Origin of the sequence: Bacillus siamensis, assembly GCF_051628075.1 — a bacterium.
Lineage (GTDB): Bacteria > Bacillota > Bacilli > Bacillales > Bacillaceae > Bacillus > Bacillus siamensis.
The window spans coordinates 2,488,665-2,509,325 of sequence record NZ_CP155579.1 but is presented as its reverse complement, the minus strand read 5'-3'; the positions used below and the strand labels follow the sequence as shown (position 1 = coordinate 2,509,325).

21 protein-coding genes and 2 pseudogenes are annotated in these 20,661 nt (G+C 46.3%); 20 read left to right on the top strand and 3 right to left on the bottom strand.

All coding sequences use genetic code 11. The features are described 5' to 3' along the window. Window positions 1-4: 4 nt before the first annotated feature. The 6 genes from aroE to ABDB98_RS12170 are packed head-to-tail and all read left to right on the top strand — an operon-like array spanning window position 5 to window position 3,368. Window positions 5-847 carry a shikimate dehydrogenase gene (gene aroE / locus ABDB98_RS12195; protein ID WP_438420263.1) on the top strand — a complete coding sequence of 281 codons (843 nt, stop codon included), beginning with the start codon at window positions 5-7 and terminating at the stop codon, window positions 845-847. Then, complete coding sequence (gene yhbY, locus ABDB98_RS12190; RefSeq protein ID WP_003152858.1) at window positions 841-1,131, top strand: ribosome assembly RNA-binding protein YhbY; 291 nt, start codon at window positions 841-843, stop codon at window positions 1,129-1,131. Before aroE ends, yhbY begins: the two co-directional genes overlap by 7 nt. A 10-nt stretch (window positions 1,132-1,141) precedes the next feature. Beyond that, window positions 1,142-1,711, top strand: coding sequence for a nicotinate-nucleotide adenylyltransferase (locus ABDB98_RS12185; RefSeq protein WP_016938889.1), 570 nt, complete (start codon window positions 1,142-1,144; stop codon window positions 1,709-1,711). Continuing rightward, window positions 1,701-2,261 (top strand): bis(5'-nucleosyl)-tetraphosphatase (symmetrical) YqeK, encoded by a 561-nt coding sequence (gene yqeK / locus ABDB98_RS12180; RefSeq protein ID WP_047475592.1) that lies wholly within the window; start codon window positions 1,701-1,703, stop codon window positions 2,259-2,261. The genes ABDB98_RS12185 and yqeK overlap by 11 nt, the downstream gene beginning before the upstream one ends. 16 nt (window positions 2,262-2,277) lie before the next feature. Then, entirely contained in the window at window positions 2,278-2,634 is a 357-nt protein-coding gene (gene rsfS / locus ABDB98_RS12175; RefSeq protein ID WP_016938891.1) for a ribosome silencing factor, read from the top strand. Beyond that, window positions 2,631-3,368: a class I SAM-dependent DNA methyltransferase gene (locus ABDB98_RS12170; RefSeq protein ID WP_438420262.1), complete on the top strand. Its 738-nt coding sequence runs from the start codon at window positions 2,631-2,633 to the stop codon at window positions 3,366-3,368. Before rsfS ends, ABDB98_RS12170 begins: the two co-directional genes overlap by 4 nt. Before the next feature lie 68 nt (window positions 3,369-3,436). Here ABDB98_RS12170 and comER read toward each other — a convergent pair whose 3' ends face one another. Further along, entirely contained in the window at window positions 3,437-4,258 is an 822-nt protein-coding gene (gene comER / locus ABDB98_RS12165; RefSeq protein WP_438420261.1) for a late competence protein ComER, read from the bottom strand. A gap of 58 nt (window positions 4,259-4,316) precedes the next feature. On the opposite strand from comER, the gene ABDB98_RS12160 reads away from it, so the two are divergent. The 3 genes from ABDB98_RS12160 to ABDB98_RS12150 all read left to right on the top strand — a co-directional run bounded on the left by ABDB98_RS12160 (window position 4,317) and on the right by ABDB98_RS12150 (window position 7,918). After that, window positions 4,317-4,931: a helix-hairpin-helix domain-containing protein gene (locus ABDB98_RS12160; protein WP_438420260.1), complete on the top strand. Its 615-nt coding sequence runs from the start codon at window positions 4,317-4,319 to the stop codon at window positions 4,929-4,931. Window positions 4,932-4,996: 65 nt separating this feature from the next. Next, a complete protein-coding gene (locus tag ABDB98_RS12155; RefSeq protein ID WP_016938895.1) occupies window positions 4,997-5,566 on the top strand; it encodes a ComE operon protein 2 in 570 nt (189 codons plus the stop codon). Next, window positions 5,567-7,918 carry a DNA internalization-related competence protein ComEC/Rec2 gene (locus ABDB98_RS12150; RefSeq protein WP_438420259.1) on the top strand — a complete coding sequence of 784 codons (2,352 nt, stop codon included), beginning with the start codon at window positions 5,567-5,569 and terminating at the stop codon, window positions 7,916-7,918. It begins immediately after the preceding gene. 18 nt (window positions 7,919-7,936) lie between these two features. Here the strand turns inward: ABDB98_RS12150 and ABDB98_RS12145 are convergent, their stop codons facing one another. After that, on the bottom strand, window positions 7,937-8,071 hold the full coding sequence (locus ABDB98_RS12145) for a YqzM family protein (RefSeq protein WP_003152870.1): 135 nt from the start codon (window positions 8,069-8,071) through the stop codon (window positions 7,937-7,939). Window positions 8,072-8,111: 40 nt separating this feature from the next. Here ABDB98_RS12145 and ABDB98_RS12140 point away from each other — a divergent pair. Both ABDB98_RS12140 and holA read left to right on the top strand, forming a co-directional pair. Next, window positions 8,112-8,266 (top strand): annotated as a pseudogene (locus tag ABDB98_RS12140) (hypothetical protein). A 39-nt stretch (window positions 8,267-8,305) separates the two neighbouring features. Beyond that, a pseudogene (holA, locus tag ABDB98_RS12135) lies at window positions 8,306-9,347 on the top strand (DNA polymerase III subunit delta); the annotation flags it as partial. A gap of 17 nt (window positions 9,348-9,364) precedes the next feature. On the opposite strand, the gene rpsT reads toward holA, so the two are convergent. Beyond that, window positions 9,365-9,631 carry a 30S ribosomal protein S20 gene (gene rpsT, locus ABDB98_RS12130; protein WP_003152876.1) on the bottom strand — a complete coding sequence of 89 codons (267 nt, stop codon included), beginning with the start codon at window positions 9,629-9,631 and terminating at the stop codon, window positions 9,365-9,367. A gap of 202 nt (window positions 9,632-9,833) precedes the next feature. Here rpsT and gpr point away from each other — a divergent pair, with 202 nt between their 5' ends. The 9 genes from gpr to dnaJ all read left to right on the top strand — a co-directional run bounded on the left by gpr (window position 9,834) and on the right by dnaJ (window position 20,638). Continuing rightward, the gene (gpr, locus tag ABDB98_RS12125) at window positions 9,834-10,940 is read left to right on the top strand and encodes a GPR endopeptidase (protein ID WP_438420258.1); all 1,107 of its coding nucleotides are present in this window, start codon (window positions 9,834-9,836) and stop codon (window positions 10,938-10,940) included. Window positions 10,941-11,007: 67 nt separating this feature from the next. Next, on the top strand, window positions 11,008-12,201 hold the full coding sequence (spoIIP, locus tag ABDB98_RS12120) for a stage II sporulation protein P (RefSeq protein WP_438420257.1): 1,194 nt from the start codon (window positions 11,008-11,010) through the stop codon (window positions 12,199-12,201). 16 nt (window positions 12,202-12,217) lie between these two features. Beyond that, window positions 12,218-12,556: a YqxA family protein gene (locus ABDB98_RS12115; RefSeq protein ID WP_016938900.1), complete on the top strand. Its 339-nt coding sequence runs from the start codon at window positions 12,218-12,220 to the stop codon at window positions 12,554-12,556. A 131-nt stretch (window positions 12,557-12,687) separates the two neighbouring features. Then, a complete protein-coding gene (gene lepA / locus ABDB98_RS12110) occupies window positions 12,688-14,523 on the top strand; it encodes a translation elongation factor 4 (RefSeq protein ID WP_438420256.1) in 1,836 nt (611 codons plus the stop codon). Window positions 14,524-14,581: 58 nt separating this feature from the next. Beyond that, the gene (gene hemW / locus ABDB98_RS12105; protein WP_438420255.1) at window positions 14,582-15,721 is read left to right on the top strand and encodes a radical SAM family heme chaperone HemW; all 1,140 of its coding nucleotides are present in this window, start codon (window positions 14,582-14,584) and stop codon (window positions 15,719-15,721) included. Between the two features lie 80 nt (window positions 15,722-15,801). After that, window positions 15,802-16,833, top strand: a complete 1,032-nt coding sequence (gene hrcA, locus ABDB98_RS12100) for a heat-inducible transcriptional repressor HrcA (RefSeq protein ID WP_016938903.1) — start codon at window positions 15,802-15,804, stop codon at window positions 16,831-16,833. Window positions 16,834-16,892: 59 nt separating this feature from the next. Then, on the top strand, window positions 16,893-17,468 hold the full coding sequence (gene grpE, locus ABDB98_RS12095) for a nucleotide exchange factor GrpE (RefSeq protein ID WP_016938904.1): 576 nt from the start codon (window positions 16,893-16,895) through the stop codon (window positions 17,466-17,468). Window positions 17,469-17,492: 24 nt separating this feature from the next. Continuing rightward, entirely contained in the window at window positions 17,493-19,331 is a 1,839-nt protein-coding gene (dnaK, locus tag ABDB98_RS12090) for a molecular chaperone DnaK (protein WP_438420254.1), read from the top strand. 179 nt (window positions 19,332-19,510) lie between these two features. Beyond that, window positions 19,511-20,638: a molecular chaperone DnaJ gene (gene dnaJ, locus ABDB98_RS12085; protein WP_016938906.1), complete on the top strand. Its 1,128-nt coding sequence runs from the start codon at window positions 19,511-19,513 to the stop codon at window positions 20,636-20,638. Window positions 20,639-20,661 lie beyond the last annotated feature (23 nt).

The following is a 20,661-nucleotide window of genomic DNA, read 5'->3' as shown; positions in this document are numbered from 1 at the left end:
GAGCATGAAACAATTGTACGGAGTAATCGGAAATCCGATCGGGCATTCAATGTCACCCGATATTCATAACGCGGCTTTGAAAGATAAGAACATCAACGGGCAGTATTATGCGTTTCAGGTGGAACCTCACAACCTCAAGGACGCCGTTAACGGAATTAAAGCACTGGGCATCTGCGGAATTAATGTAACAGTCCCGCATAAAGTCGCGATCATGGAGCATCTGGATGAAATACATGAAAGCGCAAAAGTACTCGGGGCCGTAAATACCGTCAAAAGAGAGGGAGACAGGCTCATCGGGTATAATACTGACGGAGATGGATTTTATAAATCCTTAGTCAAAGTTTTGGACAAACCGATATCAGAGCTCTCCATTCTAATGATAGGAGCGGGAGGGGCGGCAAGAGCAATTTTTACGACGATCGTCCGCAAAGAGCCGAAACAGTTTGACGTTTGCAACCGCACGCCGGAAAAAGCAGAAAGTCTGATTGCGGCCGCTCCCTCTTTTCAGCAGAAACGCGCTCTTACATTAGAAGAAGCTGAAAATCAGCTTGAGCAATATGACGTCATTATTCATACAACATCTGTCGGCATGTATCCGAACACGGATGCCGTGCCGCTCTCATTGGAACGGGCCAAAGCGGGCGCCATCGTTTGTGATATCGTATACAACCCGATTCAAACGGCGTTATTAAAAGAAGCTGAAAAAAGAGGTTTGAAAACCCTTGACGGCGTCGGCATGTTTGTAGAACAGGCCGCACTGTCCTTCCAGCTGTGGACGGAACAGGAGCCTGACAGCGGCCTGATGAGAGCAATTGTTGAAGGAAAACTAGGAGGAACACAATGTTAACAGGAAAACAAAAACGGTTTTTGCGTTCAAAAGCGCATCATTTAACGCCTATTTTTCAAGTGGGAAAGGGCGGAGTCAACGAAAACATGGTGAAACAGATTGCCGAGGCTTTAGAGGCAAGAGAGCTGATTAAAGTCAGCGTGCTTCAAAACTGCGAAGACGATAAAAACGATGTCGCAGAAGCCCTTGTGAAAGGCAGCCGTTCTCAATTGGTACAGACGATCGGAAATACGATCGTATTGTATAAGGAATCAAAGGAAAATAAACAAATCGAGCTTCCGTAAGGTGGTTGACATGAAGAAAATCGGAATATTCGGGGGCACATTTGACCCTCCGCATAACGGTCATCTTCTGATGGCTAATGAAGTCCTTCATCAGGCGGAGCTCGATGAGATTTGGTTTATGCCGAATAAAATTCCCCCGCATAAGCAGAATGAAGACTTTACCGACAGCCGGCACCGGGTTGAGATGCTGAAGCTTGCCATCAGCTCAAATCCCGGTTTTAAGCTTGAGCTTGCGGAAATGGAGCGGAAAGGTCCTTCTTATACCTATGATACCGTCCGTTTACTGAAGGAGCGGCACCCGAACGACAAGCTTTTCTTTATTATCGGGGCGGATATGATTGAATATCTGCCGAAATGGTACAAACTGGACGAACTGCTTACACTCATTCAATTTATCGGAGTGCGGCGCCCGGGGTATCATATTGAGACCCCGTATCCGCTGCTTTTTGCCGACGTTCCGGAATTTGACGTATCGTCAACGATGCTGAGAGAACGTCTCAAAGCAAAAAAAACGACGCAATACTTAATGCCGGATAAAGTGAGGCAGTATATAGAGGAGAATGATTTATATGAATCGTGAGGAAGCACTTGCCTGCGTCAAAGAACAGCTGACCGAGCATCGCTACATCCACACAATCGGCGTGACAGATACGGCGGTTATTCTCGCAGGCCGGTTCGGAGCAGATCCGAAAAAAGCGGAAATGGCGGCTATTTTTCATGATTACGCCAAATTCCGGCCGAAAGAAGAAATGAAGCAGATCATCGTGCGGGAAAAAATGCCGGCTGAGCTTTTGGATTACAATGCCGAGCTCTGGCATGCTCCTGCGGGGGCGTATCTGGCTGAGAAAGAAGCGGGGATCACTGACCCGGAGATCTTAGACGCGATCCGCTATCACACGTCAGGGCGTCCCGGAATGACCCTTTTAGACAAAGTCATTTACGTGGCGGATTACATTGAACCCGGCCGCCATTTCCCCGGAGTGGAAGATGTGCGCCGCCTGGCGGAAACGGATCTGAACGAAGCGCTTATACAAGCGCTGAAAAATACAATGATATTTCTGATGAAAAAAAACCAGCCGGTCTTCCCGGAGACATTTGCAACCTATAACTGGCTGGTGTCTCAAAATTGACAGGAGGAATATGGAAATGGATCAAGCTTCCGTATTAAAAATCGCAGCAAAAGCATGCGACGATAAACGTGCAGAGGATATTTTAGCGCTCGACATGGAAGGAATCTCACTTGTAGCGGATTACTTTTTAATCTGCCACGGGAATTCTGATAAACAGGTTCAGGCAATTGCGCGTGAAATTAAAGATCAGGCAGAAGAAAACGGCATTGATGTCAAAAAGATGGAAGGGTTTGATGAGGCCCGCTGGATTTTAGTTGATCTCGGCGACGTCATTGTCCACGTTTTCCATAAAGATGAAAGAAGCTACTACAATCTTGAAAAGCTATGGGGCGACGCGCCGCTCGCAGAGCTTGAACTCGGCTTGAACTCATGATTTACCAAGGCTTCGCCGGCGTATATGACGAGTTAATGTCCCATGCGCCGTATGATGAATGGGCGGGCTGGATCGAAGCGTCTCTTCCGGAAAAGGGAAAGGTGCTTGATCTTGCCTGCGGAACCGGAGAAATATCCATCAGGCTTGCCGAAAAAGGCTGCGAAGTCACGGGGATTGATTTGAGTGAAGACATGCTGAGCTGTGCCCAGCAGAAAAAAACGGGAAAGCCGATTCTTTTTCTCCAGCAGGATATGAGAGAGCTTTCCGGTTTTGATGAACAGTTTGATGCCGTAGTCATCTGCTGTGATTCCCTCAATTACTTAAAAACGAAAAATGATGTCTTGAGCACCTTCAAAAGTGTTTTTCAAGTTTTGAAGGAGGGCGGCCTGCTTCTGTTTGACGTCCATTCCCCATATAAAATGACGGAGCTTTTTCCGGACAGCACCCATGCGGACCAGGATGAGCAGATCAGCTATATTTGGCAAAGTTTTGCCGGCGATGAAGAGCTTTCTGTCATCCATGATATGTCCTTTTTCGTGTGGAACGGACAAACTTATGACCGCTATGACGAGACGCATGAGCAAAAAACATTTTACATTGAAGAATATGAACAAATGCTTGCAGAGACAGGATTTGAACTGAAGAAAGTGACGGCTGATTTTACAGACCGGCCTCCTTCAAGAGAGTCCGAGCGTCTTTTCTTTACGGCAGGCAAACCAAAAACCATCGTTTAAACAAAACGATGGTTTTTAAAATGCATTTTTGCCGATTGGCACGTTATAGCGTTTTATGGCATACTCATTTACACGTGAAATTGCTTCTTCACTAAAGATATATCTTCATCGTATTTGTCATGTGTACGCTGAAAGACACGGTTGAACATATCCTGTACACCGCTTTCAAGCGCCTTCAGTCCTTCTCCGGTGACGCCGCCTTTAACGCACACTTTTTCCTGCAAGGCGGGAAGGGTGTAATGCCCTGTTTCCAGAAGCTTTCCGAGACCGACAAGCATTTCCGTCGACATAATGACGGCTTCTTCTTTGGTGATGTCCGTTTCTTCCACTGCCGCGTCAATAAAGCGTTGAACGAGATAACTCATAAAAGCAGGGCCGCAGCTGACAATGTCTGACGCCGCCCTTGTTATACCGCTATTGATTTCTACAGGCTTTGAAATATGAGTGATCAGCGTTTGGATATCCGCTTTTGCAGCCTCACTGCAGCTATTGCCGAACGTAACAAGCGAGACACCGGCAAAGGCGCGGTTTGTAATGCTCGGAATGACACGGGCCGTCTGGCACGGAACCGTATGTTCAATCTGTTCCGTTTGAACAGGGCTGGTAATGGAGATTAAAATGTGATCTTTTAGTAAATGAGGTGTGAGCTTCTTCAGCAAAGGATATATATCCAGCGGTTTTACACAAATGAATATCATTTCATTTTCCTGTACGAGCTTTTCCTGATCCTCGGTGACATGGATGCCGCTGAAACGCTCTTTTAGTTTTAATGCTTTTTCGATTGTTCTGTTTGTGATGGTGATATGTGAGGGATCGGCAGCGTTTGATTCAATTAACGATTCAATCAGGATCGTTCCCATGTTTCCGGTGCCGATAAAGCCTATTTTCAATGAATTCCCCTCCTTTTTCCCTTAATCCTCTAAACCTTATGCGGGGAGGCAATGCAATATGACGAAAGCGATGATGACGGAGCAGATGCGGCGGAACCTGAAAATTCTGGGTGTTTGTCTTACGGCAGGAGCGGTTATTATCTGCATTTGGCTGTTTCGTCCTGAAAAAGAAGAACTGGTCAAACAGCAGTCCGTGCTCGGCCAAACAGCCTCAGCATCCGGCACGGACAAAACAGACACCGCAGACGATAAGATTATGATTGATATTAAGGGAGCGGTCCGAAATCCAGGCGTGTATGAAATGAAGGCGGGAGACAGAGTGACACAAGCCATTGAAAAAGCCGGCGGCCTGAAGGAAAAGGCGGATGAACTGAATGTTAATTTAGCAGAGCAGCTGCAAGACGGGACGGTCGTTTATATTCCGAGCGAAGGCGAAGAGGAGAATCGCCCGAAAACCGCAGCAGGTGAGAAGGAGGATGCGCCTGTCAATATCAATACGGCAACTCTGGACGAACTTCAGGCGATTTCCGGTGTGGGGCAGAAAAAAGCGGAAGCAATCATCGCCTACCGGGAAGAAAACGGACGGTTTCAGACTGCTGAAGATTTGATGAAGGTATCAGGCTTTGGAGAAAAGTCATTTGAGCGGATAAAAACTTCCATTACGGTAAAGTGAATTGACGGTTTTGCTCAAAACTATGTAAACTTAGAAAAGCAACAAGACTTTTGGAGGGAACACTTGTGGAACGAATCTCATGGAATCAATATTTTATGGCGCAAAGCCATTTGCTGGCGCTGAGAAGCACATGTCCGAGACTGTCAGTCGGGGCAACCGTTGTCAGAGACAAGCGGATGATTGCCGGCGGGTACAACGGTTCAATTGCCGGCGGCGTCCATTGTGCTGATGAAGGATGTCTTTTAATAGATAATCACTGCCAGCGGACCATACATGCAGAGATGAATGCAATTCTGCAATGTTCTAAGTTCGGTGTGCCGACTGAGGGCGCCGAAATTTATGTGACGCATTATCCTTGTATTCAATGCTGTAAATCAATTATTCAGGCGGGCATCAAAACGGTCTATTATGCCGAAGATTACAAAACACAGCCATACGCAAAAGAGCTGTTCACCCAAGCAGGAGTCAAGGTGGAACAGGTTGAACTTGATGAAATGATCATTGATCTGAAAAACCGCGAAAAATTGTCTTTTGTAGCGGGTTTGATTCAGCAATTATCTGATGCGGGAGTTAAGGCGGATGAACTGAAAAAAATTCATGAACAGGCCAATGAGCTGTTTACCAGTTACGTATAAATGAAATATAAATACCTTCTTCTGCCTCTGGCGGCGGTTTCTGCAACCGCGGGAATTGCCGCCGCAAATTTCTTCTGGGTTCTATTCTTTTTCCTTCTGTATCTTCTCTTTATTTTTGTAAAAACAAAGCAGTACACACCGTTTATCGTCAGCCTCGTTTCTTTTTGTCTTTATTTCTTTCTGTATACGGTTTGTGACGCTGCGAATGTATCCCGGTATCAGGCCGGGAGCTATACTGAACAGGCCGTCATCACAAATATTCCGAAGGTTGACGGGGCGAAAATGTCTGCCGTTATCCGAACGCATGACAAAGAAAAATGGGCCGCTTCATACAAAATCCGGTCTCTTGAAGAAAAAAGTCTCATTGAACAGCTGGAACCGGGGATGCGCTGCGTGTTTACCGGCTCTTTGGAACAGCCCGGACATGCGACGATTCCCGGAGGTTTTGATTATAAGGAATATCTTAATTCTCAGCATATTCACTGGTTATTTTCCGTGACTTCCATTCAGCAGTGTGAAAAATCCGGCATGCCGCTGTATAAACTGCTCAACATCAGAAAGAATTTGATTTCGATCATTCAAAATCACGTGCCTGAATCCTCTGCCGGAATTGTAGAAGCGCTGAACTTAGGAGAAAGATTTTCTATAGAGGACGATATACTGAACGCTTATCAAAATCTGGGAGTCGTTCATTTAATGGCCATTTCCGGAATGCATGTCGGTCTGATTACCGCGGGAATATTTTATGTTCTGATCAGAATCGGGCTGACAAGAGAAAAGGCGGGGGTTTTGCTGCTGTTTTTTTTACCGGTGTATACGCTGTTAAGTGGTGCGGCCCCGTCCGTATTGCGCGCATCTCTCATGCTGGGATTTTATATCGCCGGAACTCTTTTTAAACGCAGAATTCATTCCTCGACTGCATTGTCTGTGTCTTATCTGCTGCTCCTCATGTTTAATCCTTACCTCCTTTGGCAGGCGGGCTTCCAGCTTTCTTTTGCGGTAAGCGCCGCTTTAATTCTATCATCCTCCATTTTAAAGAAAGCAGGGAAAAGAAGACTTGCCGGGCTTGCGATGGCCTCATTCATTGCGGAGCTCAGTTCGCTTCCGTTTCTGCTCTATCATTTCCAGCAGATTTCGCTTGTCAGTTTTCCGATGAATATGGTGATGGTGCCTTTTTATACGTTATTTGTCATTCCATTTTCGGTCATCGGTTTCCTTCTTCTCTTACTTTCAAGGCAGGTCGGGGAATGTTTGTTTTATATGTTTGACCTTGTAATGAAGCCTGTGCATGATTTCATGACATATGCGGCATCCGTTGATTTATTTACAATGATTGTGTCAAAGCCTGACTTTCTTTCCCTTCTTCTGCTTGCGGTTTCCGTGTTTACGCTTTTTGCAGCTTTGGAAAAGGGAGGTTTTTTGAAACTCAGGACATCGCCTCTTTTTTTCTGCGCGGTTTTGGTTTATTTAATGTTCCGTCCTTATTTCAGTCCCTGGGGAGAAGCGGATATGCTTGATATCGGGCAGGGAGACTCGCTGTTTATAAGTGCGCCGCACCGCAAAGGAACCGTAATGGTTGATACAGGGGGAGTGGTGGCTTATCCGGGAGAATCATGGAAAGAAAAACGCCACCCGTATTCTATCGGTGAGAAGGTTTTGATTCCGTTTTTGAACGGAAAAGGGGTGAAAAAGCTGGATGCGCTGATTTTAACCCATGCGGATCAGGATCATATCGGGGAAGCCGGAGTATTAATCAAAAAACATAGAGTCAAACGGCTGATTGTTCCCATGGGATTCGTGAAGGAACCGAAGGATCAGGACATATTGAAGATGGCGAAAGAAAATAACATTCCCGTTGCTGAAGCAAAGCGGGGCGACATCATTACAGCCGGTCATCTTCAGTTTCAGGTGCTGTCCCCGGAGTCATCTGATGTAAAGAGTAAAAATGATTCGTCACTGGTGCTTTGGACGGTTTTAGGCGGAGTGAGCTGGCTTTTGACGGGAGATTTAGAATCGGACGGCGAAACGGAAGTGCTGAAAGCGTATCCGAATCTGAAGGCTGATATATTGAAGGCCGGTCATCACGGCAGCAAAAGCTCTACGAGTGAAGCCTTTTTGAAACAGCTTCAGCCGGAAGCGGCACTGATTTCAGCAGGTGAAGATAATCGTTACCATCATCCGCATGAAGAGGTGCTGGATCGTTTGAAAGCGTACTCTGTCAATGTGCTTCGCACCGATCTCAGCGGAACGATTCAATACAGATTTAAAAAAGGCGCCGGAACGTTTTCTGTCTTTCCTCCATATGATATAGAAGAAACCAGGGCGCAGGAAGTAAAAAAGACTGCCGATTGACAGCAGCCCGGAATGCGGCTAAGAGCCGATAAGATGGATGGCTGTTGCCATCACGAACAAAAAGGCGAAAAATCCGAAGGACACGACAAAACCGACAGCTGAGTCAACAGCATCATTTCGTTTGCTTTGAACGTTTTTTTCAAAATCATTCAATTTCATCCCTCCTGACTTCCCTAAGTATACTGGAATTGTTTTGAAAAATCTAGAAGTGATGGTAACGTTTTCTGTTCTTGTGATTATCGCCTTTTTACAAGCAGCCCCGGGAGCTTGTGAATCAGGCGTTTATTATAAATGAGGAAGCTGTCCTTTTTAAAGCTTCCTCTTTACTATTTGCCTAACTCAATTTAGGATAGAAGGGGATCAAGAAAGAGAGGAAGTCATACGATCATGGTATTTGATGTTTGGAAAGCCCTGAAAAAAGGGGATGTCCGCTCCGTTTATTGTTTATACGGAAAAGAAACGTATCTTCTCCAAGAGACTGTCAGCCGGATCAGACAAGCTGTCGTTGATGAGGGGACAAAAGATTTTAACCTGTCTGTTTTTGATCTTGAAGAGGATCCGCTTGATCAGGCGATAACCGATGCGGAAACGTTTCCGTTTATGGGGGAGAAGCGGCTGGTCATTGTGAAAAACCCGTCTTTTTTAACAGGGGAAAAAAAGAAAGAAAAAATAGAGCACAATACAGGCGCTCTTGAGACTTATCTGAAGGAGCCTGCGCCTTATACGGTTTTTGTGATTGTGGCTCCGTATGAGAAGCTGGATGAGCGGAAAAAACTGACGAAGGCGCTGAAGCAGCAAGCTCTGATGATTGAAGCTAAGGAGCTGAATGCAAAGGAAACGACTGACTTTACGATTAATCTGGCAAAATCCGAAAATAAAACGATCGACGCAGAAGCTGCCGAGCATTTGGTTCTGCTTGCAAACGGCCACCTGTCTTCCATATATCAGGAAATACAAAAACTCTCCGCCTACACCGGAGACAGACATGAGATTACGCTTGAAGATGTCCGGGAGCTTGTCGCGAGAAGTTTGGAGCAGAATATTTTTGAGCTGATCAACAAAATCGTGAACCGAAAACGGACGGAAAGCCTTCAAATATTTTATGATCTTTTAAAACAAAACGAAGAACCGATCAAAATCATGGCGCTGATCGCCAACCAGTTCCGTCTCATTATGCAGACGAAGTATTTTGCCGGACAAGGATACGGTCAAAAGCAAATCGCATCCAATTTAAAGGTTCACCCTTTCCGGGTAAAGCTGGCGATGGACCAGGCGAGGCTTTTTTCTGAAGAAGAGCTCAGGCGTATTATAGAGAAACTCGCAGTGATGGATTACGAAATGAAAACCGGGAAAAAGGACAAGCAGCTCTTGCTGGAGCTCTTTCTCCTTGAACTTCTCCGGAACGAATGAAAAAAACGATCCCCGTTACCAGGGATCGTTTTTGTATTATGCAGAAAGTCCGTTCACTTGTTTCGCAAGTCTAGATTTGTATCGAGCTGCGGCATTTTTGTGTACAAGACCTGTTTTCACTGCTTTATCAATGCGTTTCGCTGCTTCAGAAAGAGCAGTTTTCGCTTTATCCGCTTCGTTGTTGGCAACAGAAGCTTCTACTTGTTTGATTGCAGTACGCATAGCAGATTTGATTGTCGCGTTATGAGCGCGGCGTTCGTTGTTTGTTTTTGTACGTTTAATCGCTGATTTAATGTTTGGCATGTGTTTCACCTCCTAAGATACAACCTGTAGCACAGTGTCTTAAGGTTAAATCTTCTTCACAATAGAACAAATTGTATTCTATCAAACAGAACTTTAGATTGCAATATAAATGTAAAGTATTTTTCGTTGATGGGTAAATTCGCATGATTCGTTTTACAAATGGCCACACTATGTACCACGATGATTGAAGGAGGTCTTCCCCGTGAAAAACAACGAACTGGATGTCAATCAATTTCTGATACGGACGGATTTAGCGGTAGAAACAAAACAGGCGGTAAAAGACGGACAAGCCGGTCAGAAAAAAGAAATAAACGGGTTTATTGAAAAAGAACGCGACAAGGGCGGCGTTAAAGTCAGAACTGTGGATATTACAAAAGAAGGCGCCGAGCTATCGGGCAAAAAGCAGGGGCGCTATGTCACGATCGAAGCGCAGGGTGTGAGGGAGCACGACTCTGAAATGCAGGAAAAAGTAACGGAAGTGTTTGCCGAGGAATTTTCCGCCTATCTGGCGGCATTAAAAATTCCAAAGGATGCAAGCTGTTTGATCGTCGGTCTCGGCAACTGGAATGTGACGCCGGATGCACTCGGCCCTCTCGTGACCGAAAATCTGCTTGTGACGCGGCATTTGTTCAGGCTTCAGCCGGAAAATGTGCAGGAAGGGTACAGGCCGGTCAGCGCGCTTGCTCCCGGAGTGATGGGATTAACGGGAATTGAAACGAGCGATATTATTCAAGGCGTGATCAAAGAATCGAAGCCGGATTTTGTGATTGCTGTAGACGCTCTTGCGGCAAGAGCCGTTGAAAGGGTGAACACGACCATCCAATTTTCTGATACGGGCATTCACCCGGGATCAGGCGTCGGCAATAAGAGAAAAGAATTAAGCAAAGAGACGCTCGGCATCCCAGTCATCGCAATCGGTGTCCCGACTGTCGTTGATGCGGTGACGATCGCAAGTGATACAGTGGACTACATATTAAAGCATTTCGGCAGAGAAATGAAAGATGACAGCCCGTCGAGGTCTTTGGTGCCCGCCGGAATGAACTTCGGCAAAAAGAAGGTGCTCACAGATGAAGATCTTCCCGGAGAAAAAGAGCGCCAATCCTTTTTAGGCATTGTCGGCACGCTGGACGAAAACGAAAAACGCCAGCTGATTCATGAAGTGCTTTCTCCGCTCGGCCATAATCTGATGGTCACGCCGAAGGAGATTGACACCTTTATTGATGATATGGCGAACGTGCTTGCAAATGGGTTAAACACCGCCCTTCATGAAAAGGTCTCACAAGATAACAAAGGTTCTTATAATCATTAAAATGGTTCTACCTCCTCTAGCTTGTTCATAGAGTAATTACTAGACAAGCGCTGGAGGGATTCAAATCATGAGAAAAAAACGCAGAAACCGTCAAATTGTCGTTGCAGTAAACGGTGGAAATGCGCTCAAGGGCATGTTTTTGTTTATGACAAGCCTTATCGTTATTTTCGTATTATCCGGTGTGCTCACATCGCTTCGCCCTGAACTGAGGCTTTCTTCCGATTCTCTTCACGGAATTGCCGGAGAGCTTCCGGGTGACGCGTTTGCACACCTCCTTGGCATGGAAAATCATTATTTCGCATCAGAGCTTCCTGAAAAAGACTCGTTTCAGCTGTCACGGCTTTCCTTAAAACTGGCGACAAGCATTAATCTGGAAGATCCGCGGAGCTTCTTGGGACGCGAGCTGCCGGGATTCGCTCAATACGATACGGAGATCCTGTTGGCGGGGCAGGGGACGGATTATACGAATATGCCGGCTGAATCTCCGCCGCCGTCAAAGGTGATGGAAAAAGAAAAAGAAGTGAATCTTGCAGAAATCGAAAACAAAACGAAAAAAGAAGAAACGGCGCCGCCAAAGCATTCGACCGGCAGCAAAAAAGTCGTCTTTATTTATCACACTCACAATACCGAATCCTATCTCCCTCTGTTAAAAGGGGAAACAAATCCGGATAACGCCCGCCATTCGAAGGCCAATGTCACGCTTGTCGGAGATATGTTCGGAAAAGCGCTGGAAGCGCAAGGCGTAGGAGCGGACGTAGATAAAACCGACATTCAGGGCCGCCTGAACAAAGACGGTTTAAATTATGCGCGTAGCTATGACGAATCAAGACCGGTTGTAAAAAGCGCGCTCGCCAAAAATAAAAATCTGCAATATACCATAGATATTCACCGGGATTCCCGCCGCAAGAAAAATACGACAGCCGATATTAAAGGAAAAAGCTATGCCAGAGTCGCCATCGTTGTCGGCAAAAAAAGCGCCAATTTTGAAGAAAACTATAAGCTCGCAAGTGAACTTCATAAGCTCATGGAGAAAAAATATCCCGGCTTAAGCGTCGGTGTTTTATCAAAAGGCTCTCCGGGAGATAATGGAGTATACAACCAGGATTTAAACGACCGGTCGCTTCTGCTGGAATTCGGAGGCGTGGATAACAACCTTGAAGAACTGAGACGCGCATCCGATGCCGTAGCCGATGTATTCAGCGAACTGTACTGGGATGCTGAAAAAGTCAGCTCGCAATCAGGAGAGAAGAAAAAACAATAGAAATCAGGTGATGCAAATGATCCGATTTACCGGCAAATGCCTGCTGATCGCCATTGTCATGTTTGTCGGCGTTTTGTTCGGCATGCAGCAGGCAAACAGCGGAATGCTTGATATGAAAGGATACAAAGACCCCTCCTTAAAAGGTGCATTCACGCTTAGCGGCGGAGAGGGTCAGGAAAAAGAGGCATCCATTTTGGGCCAAACCGTTACGGCGAAAGATCTGGAAGAAAAACAAAAACAGCTGGAACAGGCGGAAACCTTCAACCTGTTTTCAAAAGCCGGGGAAACCCTTTCAAATACCGTGACGGACTCGGCCCAGGCGATGTACGAGTGGGTTTCGAAACTGAACCGATAGCATTTTAAGGAGAAAAGCGGACGATTCCAAATAGGAAGCTTTTCTCTTTCTTGTTTTAATTGAATGTTTACAATCCTATTGATATAATCTAAGCTAGTGTATTTTGCGTTTAATAGTAGGAGTGATAGATTGTGACAGATAAAGAAAAGCGTTTAGAGAGGCAGTCAAGAATCCGGAATTTCTCGATCATCGCCCATATAGACCACGGCAAATCGACCTTGGCGGATCGGATTTTAGAAAAAACATCGGCGATCACCCAGCGGGAAATGAAAGAACAATTGCTTGATTCAATGGACCTTGAACGCGAACGGGGAATTACCATCAAATTAAATTCCGTTCAGCTGAAATACAAAGCAAAAGACGGAGAAGAATATATATTCCATCTCATCGACACGCCCGGACACGTCGACTTTACATATGAAGTATCACGAAGCCTGGCTGCTTGTGAAGGCGCGATTCTCGTTGTTGATGCAGCCCAGGGAATTGAAGCGCAGACATTGGCCAACGTCTATCTGGCGCTTGATAATGACCTTGAGATTCTTCCTGTCATTAATAAAATCGATCTCCCGAGCGCAGAGCCAGAACGTGTGCGTCAAGAAGTTGAGGACGTTATCGGTCTTGACGCTTCAGACGCCGTCCTCGCTTCAGCGAAAGCTGGTATCGGCATCGAAGACATTTTAGAGCAGATCGTAGAAAAAGTGCCTGCTCCCGCGGGAGATCCGGAAGCTCCGCTGAAAGCGCTCATCTTTGACTCCCTTTATGACGCGTACCGCGGAGTCGTCGCGTATATCAGAGTCGTAGAAGGAACGGTAAAACCTGGCCAGAAAATTAAAATGATGGCGACCGGAAAAGAGTTTGAAGTCATCGAAGTCGGCGTCTTCACGCCGAAAGCGCAGCCGGCTGACGAATTGACAGTCGGTGATGTAGGCTATTTGACAGCCGCTATTAAAAACGTCGGCGACACCCGTGTCGGTGATACGATTACAAGCGCGGTTAAGCCTGCGGAAGAAGCGCTTCCGGGATACCGCAAACTCAATCCGATGGTCTATTGCGGACTTTACCCGATTGACACAGCCAAATATAATGACTTGCGCGAGGCTCTGGAAAAACTTGAATTGAATGACTCCTCCCTTCAATACGAGGCGGAGACGTCACAAGCCCTCGGCTTCGGCTTCCGCTGCGGCTTTTTAGGAATGCTTCACATGGAGATCATTCAAGAACGGATTGAACGGGAATTTAAAATTGATCTCATCACGACCGCGCCGAGCGTTATTTATGACGTATATATGACGGACGGTGAAAAGATCGTCGTCGATAACCCGTCAAACATGCCTGACCCGCAAAAAATAGAACGGGTGGAAGAACCTTATGTCAAAGCGACGATGATGGTTCCGAACGATTATGTCGGAGCGGTTATGGAGCTTTGTCAGGGGAAACGGGGCAACTTTATCGATATGCAGTACTTAGACGCCAACCGGGTCAGCATTGTATACGAGATGCCTCTTGCGGAAATTGTTTACGAATTTTTTGATCAGCTGAAGTCCAGTACGAAAGGGTACGCCTCTTTCGATTACGAGCTGATCGGCTACAAGCCGTCTAAACTTGTCAAAATGGACATTATGCTGAACGGAGAAAAAATCGACGCCCTTTCATTTATCGTGCATCGCGATTACGCGTACGAACGCGGAAAAGTAATTGTGGAAAAACTGAAAGAGCTTATTCCGCGCCAGCACTTTGAAGTACCGATTCAAGCGGCGATCGGACAGAAAATCGTGGCCCGCTCAACCATTAAGGCCATGCGGAAAAACGTTCTTGCAAAATGTTACGGCGGAGACATATCGCGGAAACGGAAGCTTCTTGAAAAACAAAAAGAAGGAAAACGCCGGATGAAGCAGGTCGGCTCAGTCGAAGTGCCGCAGGAAGCGTTTATGGCCGTCCTTAAAATGGATGACAGCCCGAAAAAATAACGGAAGCCGCCGCAGTCCCGCACTGCGGCTTCTTTCTGTAAAGAAGAAGGTGTTTCAAATGAAATCAGCTTATATTCATATTCCGTTTTGTGAGCATATCTGCCACTATTGCGATTTCAATAAATATTTTATTCAGAGCCAGCCTGTCGATGAGTACTTAAACTCACTCGAAAAGGAAATGATAAATACGATAGAACGTACGGGCCGCCCTGATCTTCGCACGATTTTTATCGGGGGAGGCACGCCGACATCGCTCTCGCCCGCCCAGCTTGAAAAACTGATGGATTCCATTCACCGCGTGCTGAAGCCTTCTGACGGACTCATTGAATTTGCCGCGGAAGCGAATCCGGATGACTTGTCCTCGGAAAAATTAAAAATCCTGAAAAATGCCGGTGTAAATCGGCTGAGCTTCGGTGTTCAAACTTTCGAAGACGCGCTTTTGCAGAAAATCGGCAGGGTGCATAAACAAAAGGACGTGTTCAGCTCCTTTGAACGGGCGAGGGCGCTCGGTTTTGACAACATCAGTCTCGATTTAATGTTCGGCCTGCCGGGACAGACGCTGGCTGACCTTGACAATTCTGTTAAAACGGCTTTGTCGCTGGATGCGGAGCACTATTCCGTTTACTCGCTGATCGTCGAGCCGAAAACAGTGTTTTATAATTTGATGCAAAAAGGCCGCCTGCATCTCCCTGCGCAAGAACAAGAGGCTCAGATGTATGAAACGGTCATGAGGCAGATGAGTGAAGCGGGCATCCGCCAATACGAAATCAGCAACTTCGCAAAGCCCGGGTACGAGTCGCAGCATAATCTGACCTATTGGAGCAATGAAGAGTATTTCGGTTTTGGCGCAGGGGCTCACGGATATATCAGCGGCACCCGCACCGTCAACGCCGGTCCCGTGAAACATTATATTCAGCTCATCGAAGAAAAAGGGCTGCCTTACCGGGACACGCACGAGGTGACACGTGAAGAGCAGATTGAGGAAGAAATGTTCCTCGGTCTCAGAAAAATGTCAGGCGTGCAAAAAAAAGCTTTCCTGGATAAATTCGGACGTTCAGTCGATGAACTGTTTCCTGATATTCTCAAAGATTTAACTGAAAAAGGCCTGATCTGTGACTCGGAAAAATCGGTAGCATTAACGCATGAAGGCAAATTATTAGGAAATGAGGTTTTTGGCGCTTTTTTGGGTGAGTTATAATTGACATTTTTCTTTTCGTTTGTTACTTTTGATATAGAATTAGCACTCGCTGACCTTGAGTGCTAACAGGGGTGATGATGATGTTAACAAATCGTCAGCTGTTGATCCTGCAAGTGATTATTAATGATTTTATACAATCAGCGCAGCCTGTAGGATCAAGAACTCTTTCAAAAAAAGACGAGATTACATTCAGCTCTGCAACGATCAGAAACGAGATGGCTGACTTGGAGGAATTGGGCTTTATTGAAAAAACCCATTCATCCTCAGGACGGATTCCGTCGGAAAAAGGGTACAGGTATTATGTCGATCATTTGCTGTCACCCGTCAAGCTGACAAAAACCGATCTGGATTTAATTCACTCGATATTTAAAGAAAAAATCTTCGAGCTTGAAAAAACAGTCCAAAAATCAGCGCAGATCCTGTCCGAACTGACAAACTACACATCGATTGTTCTCGGGCCGACGCTGAGCGAGAATTATCTTAAACAGATTCAAATCGTTCCGATCCAGCCGGATAAGGCGGTCGCCATCCTCGTTACGAATACGGGGCATGTCGAAAACCGCACGATCAATTTCCCGGCTAAAGTGGATTTGGCCGATATTGAAAAACTGGTCAATATATTGAACGACCGATTAGCGGGCGTTCCGATGGACGAACTGAATGAGCGTATTTTTAAAGAGGTTGTCACATATTTAAGGCAGCATATCGCCAACTATGACAGCATTCTCGAATCGCTCCGCTCCACATTCCATCCGGCGGGCCATGTTGAGAAATTATTTTTCGGCGGAAAAATCAATATGCTGAATCAGCCGGAGTTCCATGATATTGAACGGGTCCGCTCGCTCTTATCCTTAATTGAAAAAGAGCAGGATGTCCTGAAGCTGTTTCAGTCGTCAAAAGCCGGGATTTCAATCAAAATCGGTAAAGAAAACGACTACGAAGAAATGGAAAACTGCAGCCTGATCACGGCCACCTATACGGTTGACACGAAGCAGATCGGATCAATCGCTATTATCGGGCCGACACGCATGAATTATTCAAGAGTCGTCAGCCTGCTGCAGCACGTGACTTCGGACTTGTCAAAAGCATTCACAAGTTTGTATGATGAATAAGGGAATTTTGGCAATCATTTTCAGTCATCTTTTTACAGCATTTGAGGGAGGTGAACACAATGTCAGAAGAAAAACAAACCGCAGAACAGGTTGAAGCAGCAGAACAAGAAGAAACGACAGAACAGGCAGAACAAGCCGCTTCACAAGAACAGCATGAAGAAACGGCAGGTCAGGAAGAAGCCCTTCAGCACCAAATTGATGAATTGCAGGGTTTGCTTGATGAAAAAGAAAATAAGCTTTTGCGTGTTCAAGCAGACTTTGAAAACTATAAACGACGCAGCCGCCTTGAAATGGAAGCTGCTCAAAAATACCGTTCTCAAAACGTCGTAACGGAAATCCTTCCGGCTCTCGACAACTTTGAACGGGCCTTACAGGTAGAAGCTGAAAGCGAGCAGACAAAAAGCTTGCTGCAAGGTATGGAAATGGTCCGCCGCCAGCTGATGGACGCTCTTGAAAGAGAAGGCGTTGAAGCCATCGAAGCTGTCGGTCAGGAATTTGATCCGAACCTTCACCAAGCCGTCATGCAGGTGGAAGATGAAAACTTCGGCAGCAATATTGTTATCGAAGAACTGCAAAAAGGCTACAAACTGAAGGACCGCGTCATCCGTCCTTCAATGGTTAAAGTGAATCAATAACTACATAGCAGGAGGTAATTCAAAGTGAGTAAAGTAATCGGAATTGACTTGGGTACGACAAACTCATGTGTGGCAGTGCTTGAAGGCGGCGAGCCGACAGTTATCGCTAACGCTGAGGGCAACCGTACTACTCCGTCAGTCGTTGCATTTAAAAACGGCGAGCGCCAAGTAGGGGAAGTGGCAAAACGCCAATCTATCACAAACCCTAACACAATCATGTCTGTCAAACGCCATATGGGTACTGACTATAAAGTAGAAATCGAAGGAAAAGACTACACGCCTCAAGAAGTGTCAGCCATTATCCTTCAGCATCTGAAAGCATACGCTGAAAGCTACCTTGGCGAAACAGTTTCTAAAGCTGTTATCACGGTTCCTGCATACTTCAACGATGCAGAACGCCAAGCGACAAAAGATGCCGGTAAAATTGCCGGTCTTGAAGTAGAGCGTATTATCAACGAGCCGACTGCAGCAGCGCTTGCATACGGACTTGATAAAACGGACGAAGACCAAACGATTCTTGTTTACGACCTTGGCGGCGGTACGTTTGACGTATCTGTGCTTGAACTTGGCGACGGCGTGTTTGAAGTCCGTTCAACTGCCGGTGACAACCGTCTTGGCGGGGACGACTTTGACCAAGTCATCATCGACCATCTCGTAGCAGAATTCAAAAAAGAAAACGGCATTGATCTGTCAAAAGACAAAATGGCGCTTCAGCGTTTGAAAGATGCGGCTGAGAAAGCGAAAAAAGATCTTTCCGGCGTATCATCTACACAAATTTCTTTACCGTTTATCACAGCGGGAGACGCAGGTCCTCTTCACCTTGAGCTGACATTGACCCGCGCTAAATTCGAAGAGCTTTCCGCTCATCTCGTTGAGCGCACAATGGCTCCTGTCCGTCAGGCTCTTCAAGATGCGGATCTTTCTGCAAGCGAAATCGACAAAGTTATCCTTGTCGGCGGATCTACACGTATTCCTGCCGTACAGGAAGCAATCAAAAAAGAAACAGGCAAAGAAGCGCATAAAGGCGTAAACCCGGATGAAGTTGTAGCGCTTGGTGCTGCAATTCAAGGCGGCGTCATCACAGGAGACGTAAAAGACGTTGTCCTTCTTGACGTTACACCGCTGTCACTCGGTATTGAAACAATGGGCGGCGTATTCACGAAACTGATCGACCGCAATACGACAATTCCGACAAGCAAATCACAAGTATTCTCAACTGCTGCTGATAACCAAACAGCCGTTGACATTCACGTGCTTCAAGGTGAGCGCCCGATGTCTGCCGACAACAAAACACTCGGCCGCTTCCAGCTTACTGATATCCCGCCTGCACCGCGCGGCGTACCGCAAATCGAAGTTTCTTTCGATATTGACAAAAACGGTATCGTAAACGTAAGAGCGAAAGACTTAGGCACAGGAAAAGAACAAAACATTACAATCAAATCTTCTTCAGGTCTTTCTGATGACGAAATCGAACGCATGGTGAAAGAAGCGGAAGAAAACGCTGACGCTGATGCGAAGAAAAAAGAAGAAATCGAAGTCCGCAACGAAGCTGACCAGCTTGTGTTCCAAACGGAAAAAACATTAAAAGACCTGGAAGGCAAAGTGGATGAAGACCAAGTGAAAAAAGCAAACGACGCGAAAGACGCGCTGAAAGCAGCTATCGAGAAAAACGAAATTGAAGAGATCAAAGCGAAAAAAGATGAGCTTCAAACAATCGTTCAAGAGCTTTCCATGAAGCTTTATGAAGAAGCGGCAAAAGCACAGCAGGCTGAAGGCGCAGCAAACGCTGAAGGCAAAAAAGCGGACGATAACGTTGTCGATGCGGAATACGAAGAAGTAAAAGACGACGAAACGAAAAAATAAGTTCTTTCCGCAGAACGCAAAAGAACACACAGCATATTCTGATTCAACAGACAGAAAGTCAAAGTCAGGCATCTCTTGGCTTTGACTTTTTTTCTTGCCCGGGATAAAAGGAATTGAAAAAACATAATTCAAAATGATACAATCTAATTTATGTGAGAAATTCGGGAGAGTGAAGCGAGATGAGTAAGCGTGATTACTATGAAGTGCTTGGAGTAAGTAAGAGCGCTTCAAAGGATGAAATCAAAAAAGCCTATCGGAAGCTTTCAAAAAAATATCATCCTGATATCAATAAAGAATCCGGAGCAGATGAAAAATTCAAAGAGGTAAAAGAAGCATACGAAGCGCTCTCAGATGACCAAAAACGGGCTCAATATGATCAATTCGGCCATACTGACCCTAATCAGGGCTTCGGCGGCGGTTTCGGCGGCGGAGGAGACTTCGGCGGCTTCGGTTTCGATGACATCTTCTCAAGCATCTTCGGCGGCGGCACGAGACGCCGTGATCCGAACGCGCCGAGGCAGGGCGCGGATCTGCAGTATACAATGACACTGTCATTTGAAGATGCGGCTTTCGGAAAAGAGACGATCATTGAAATTCCTCGCGAAGAGAATTGTGAAACATGCAAAGGCTCAGGCGCGAAGCCGGGGACAAAGCCGGAGACGTGCTCGCATTGCGGCGGTTCAGGCCAGCTGAATGTCGAACAGAACACGCCGTTTGGCAAAGTGGTTAACAGAAGAGTCTGCCACCACTGTGAAGGAACAGGAAAAATCATTAAAAACAAGTGCTCTGACTGCGGCGGCACGGGCAAAGTGAAAAAACGGAAAAAAATCAACGTTACGATCCCTGCCGGTGTGGACGACGGACAGCAGCTCCGCGTTCCGGGTCAAGGTGAACCGGGTGTAAACGGAGGTCCTCCGGGAGACCTGTTTGTCGTATTCCATGTGCGCGCCCACGAGTTCTTTGAGCGTGACGGAGATGATATTTACTGTGAAATGCCGTTAACGTTTGCCCAAGCGGCACTCGGAGACGAAGTTGAAGTGCCCACGCTTCACGGAAAAGTGAAATTAAAAATTCCTGCCGGCACACAAACCGGCACAAAATTCAGATTAAGAGGCAAAGGCGTGCAGAATGTCCGCGGCTACGGACAAGGCGACCAGCACATTGTCGTCCGCGTCGTTACGCCGACGAATCTGACAGATAAACAAAAAGACATCATCCGCGAGTTCGCTGAAGTCAGCGGCAACCTGCCGGATGAACAAGAAATGAGTTTCTTTGACAAAGTAAAACGCGCATTTAAAGGCGAGTAATGATTGGATAGGAGTTGGTAGTT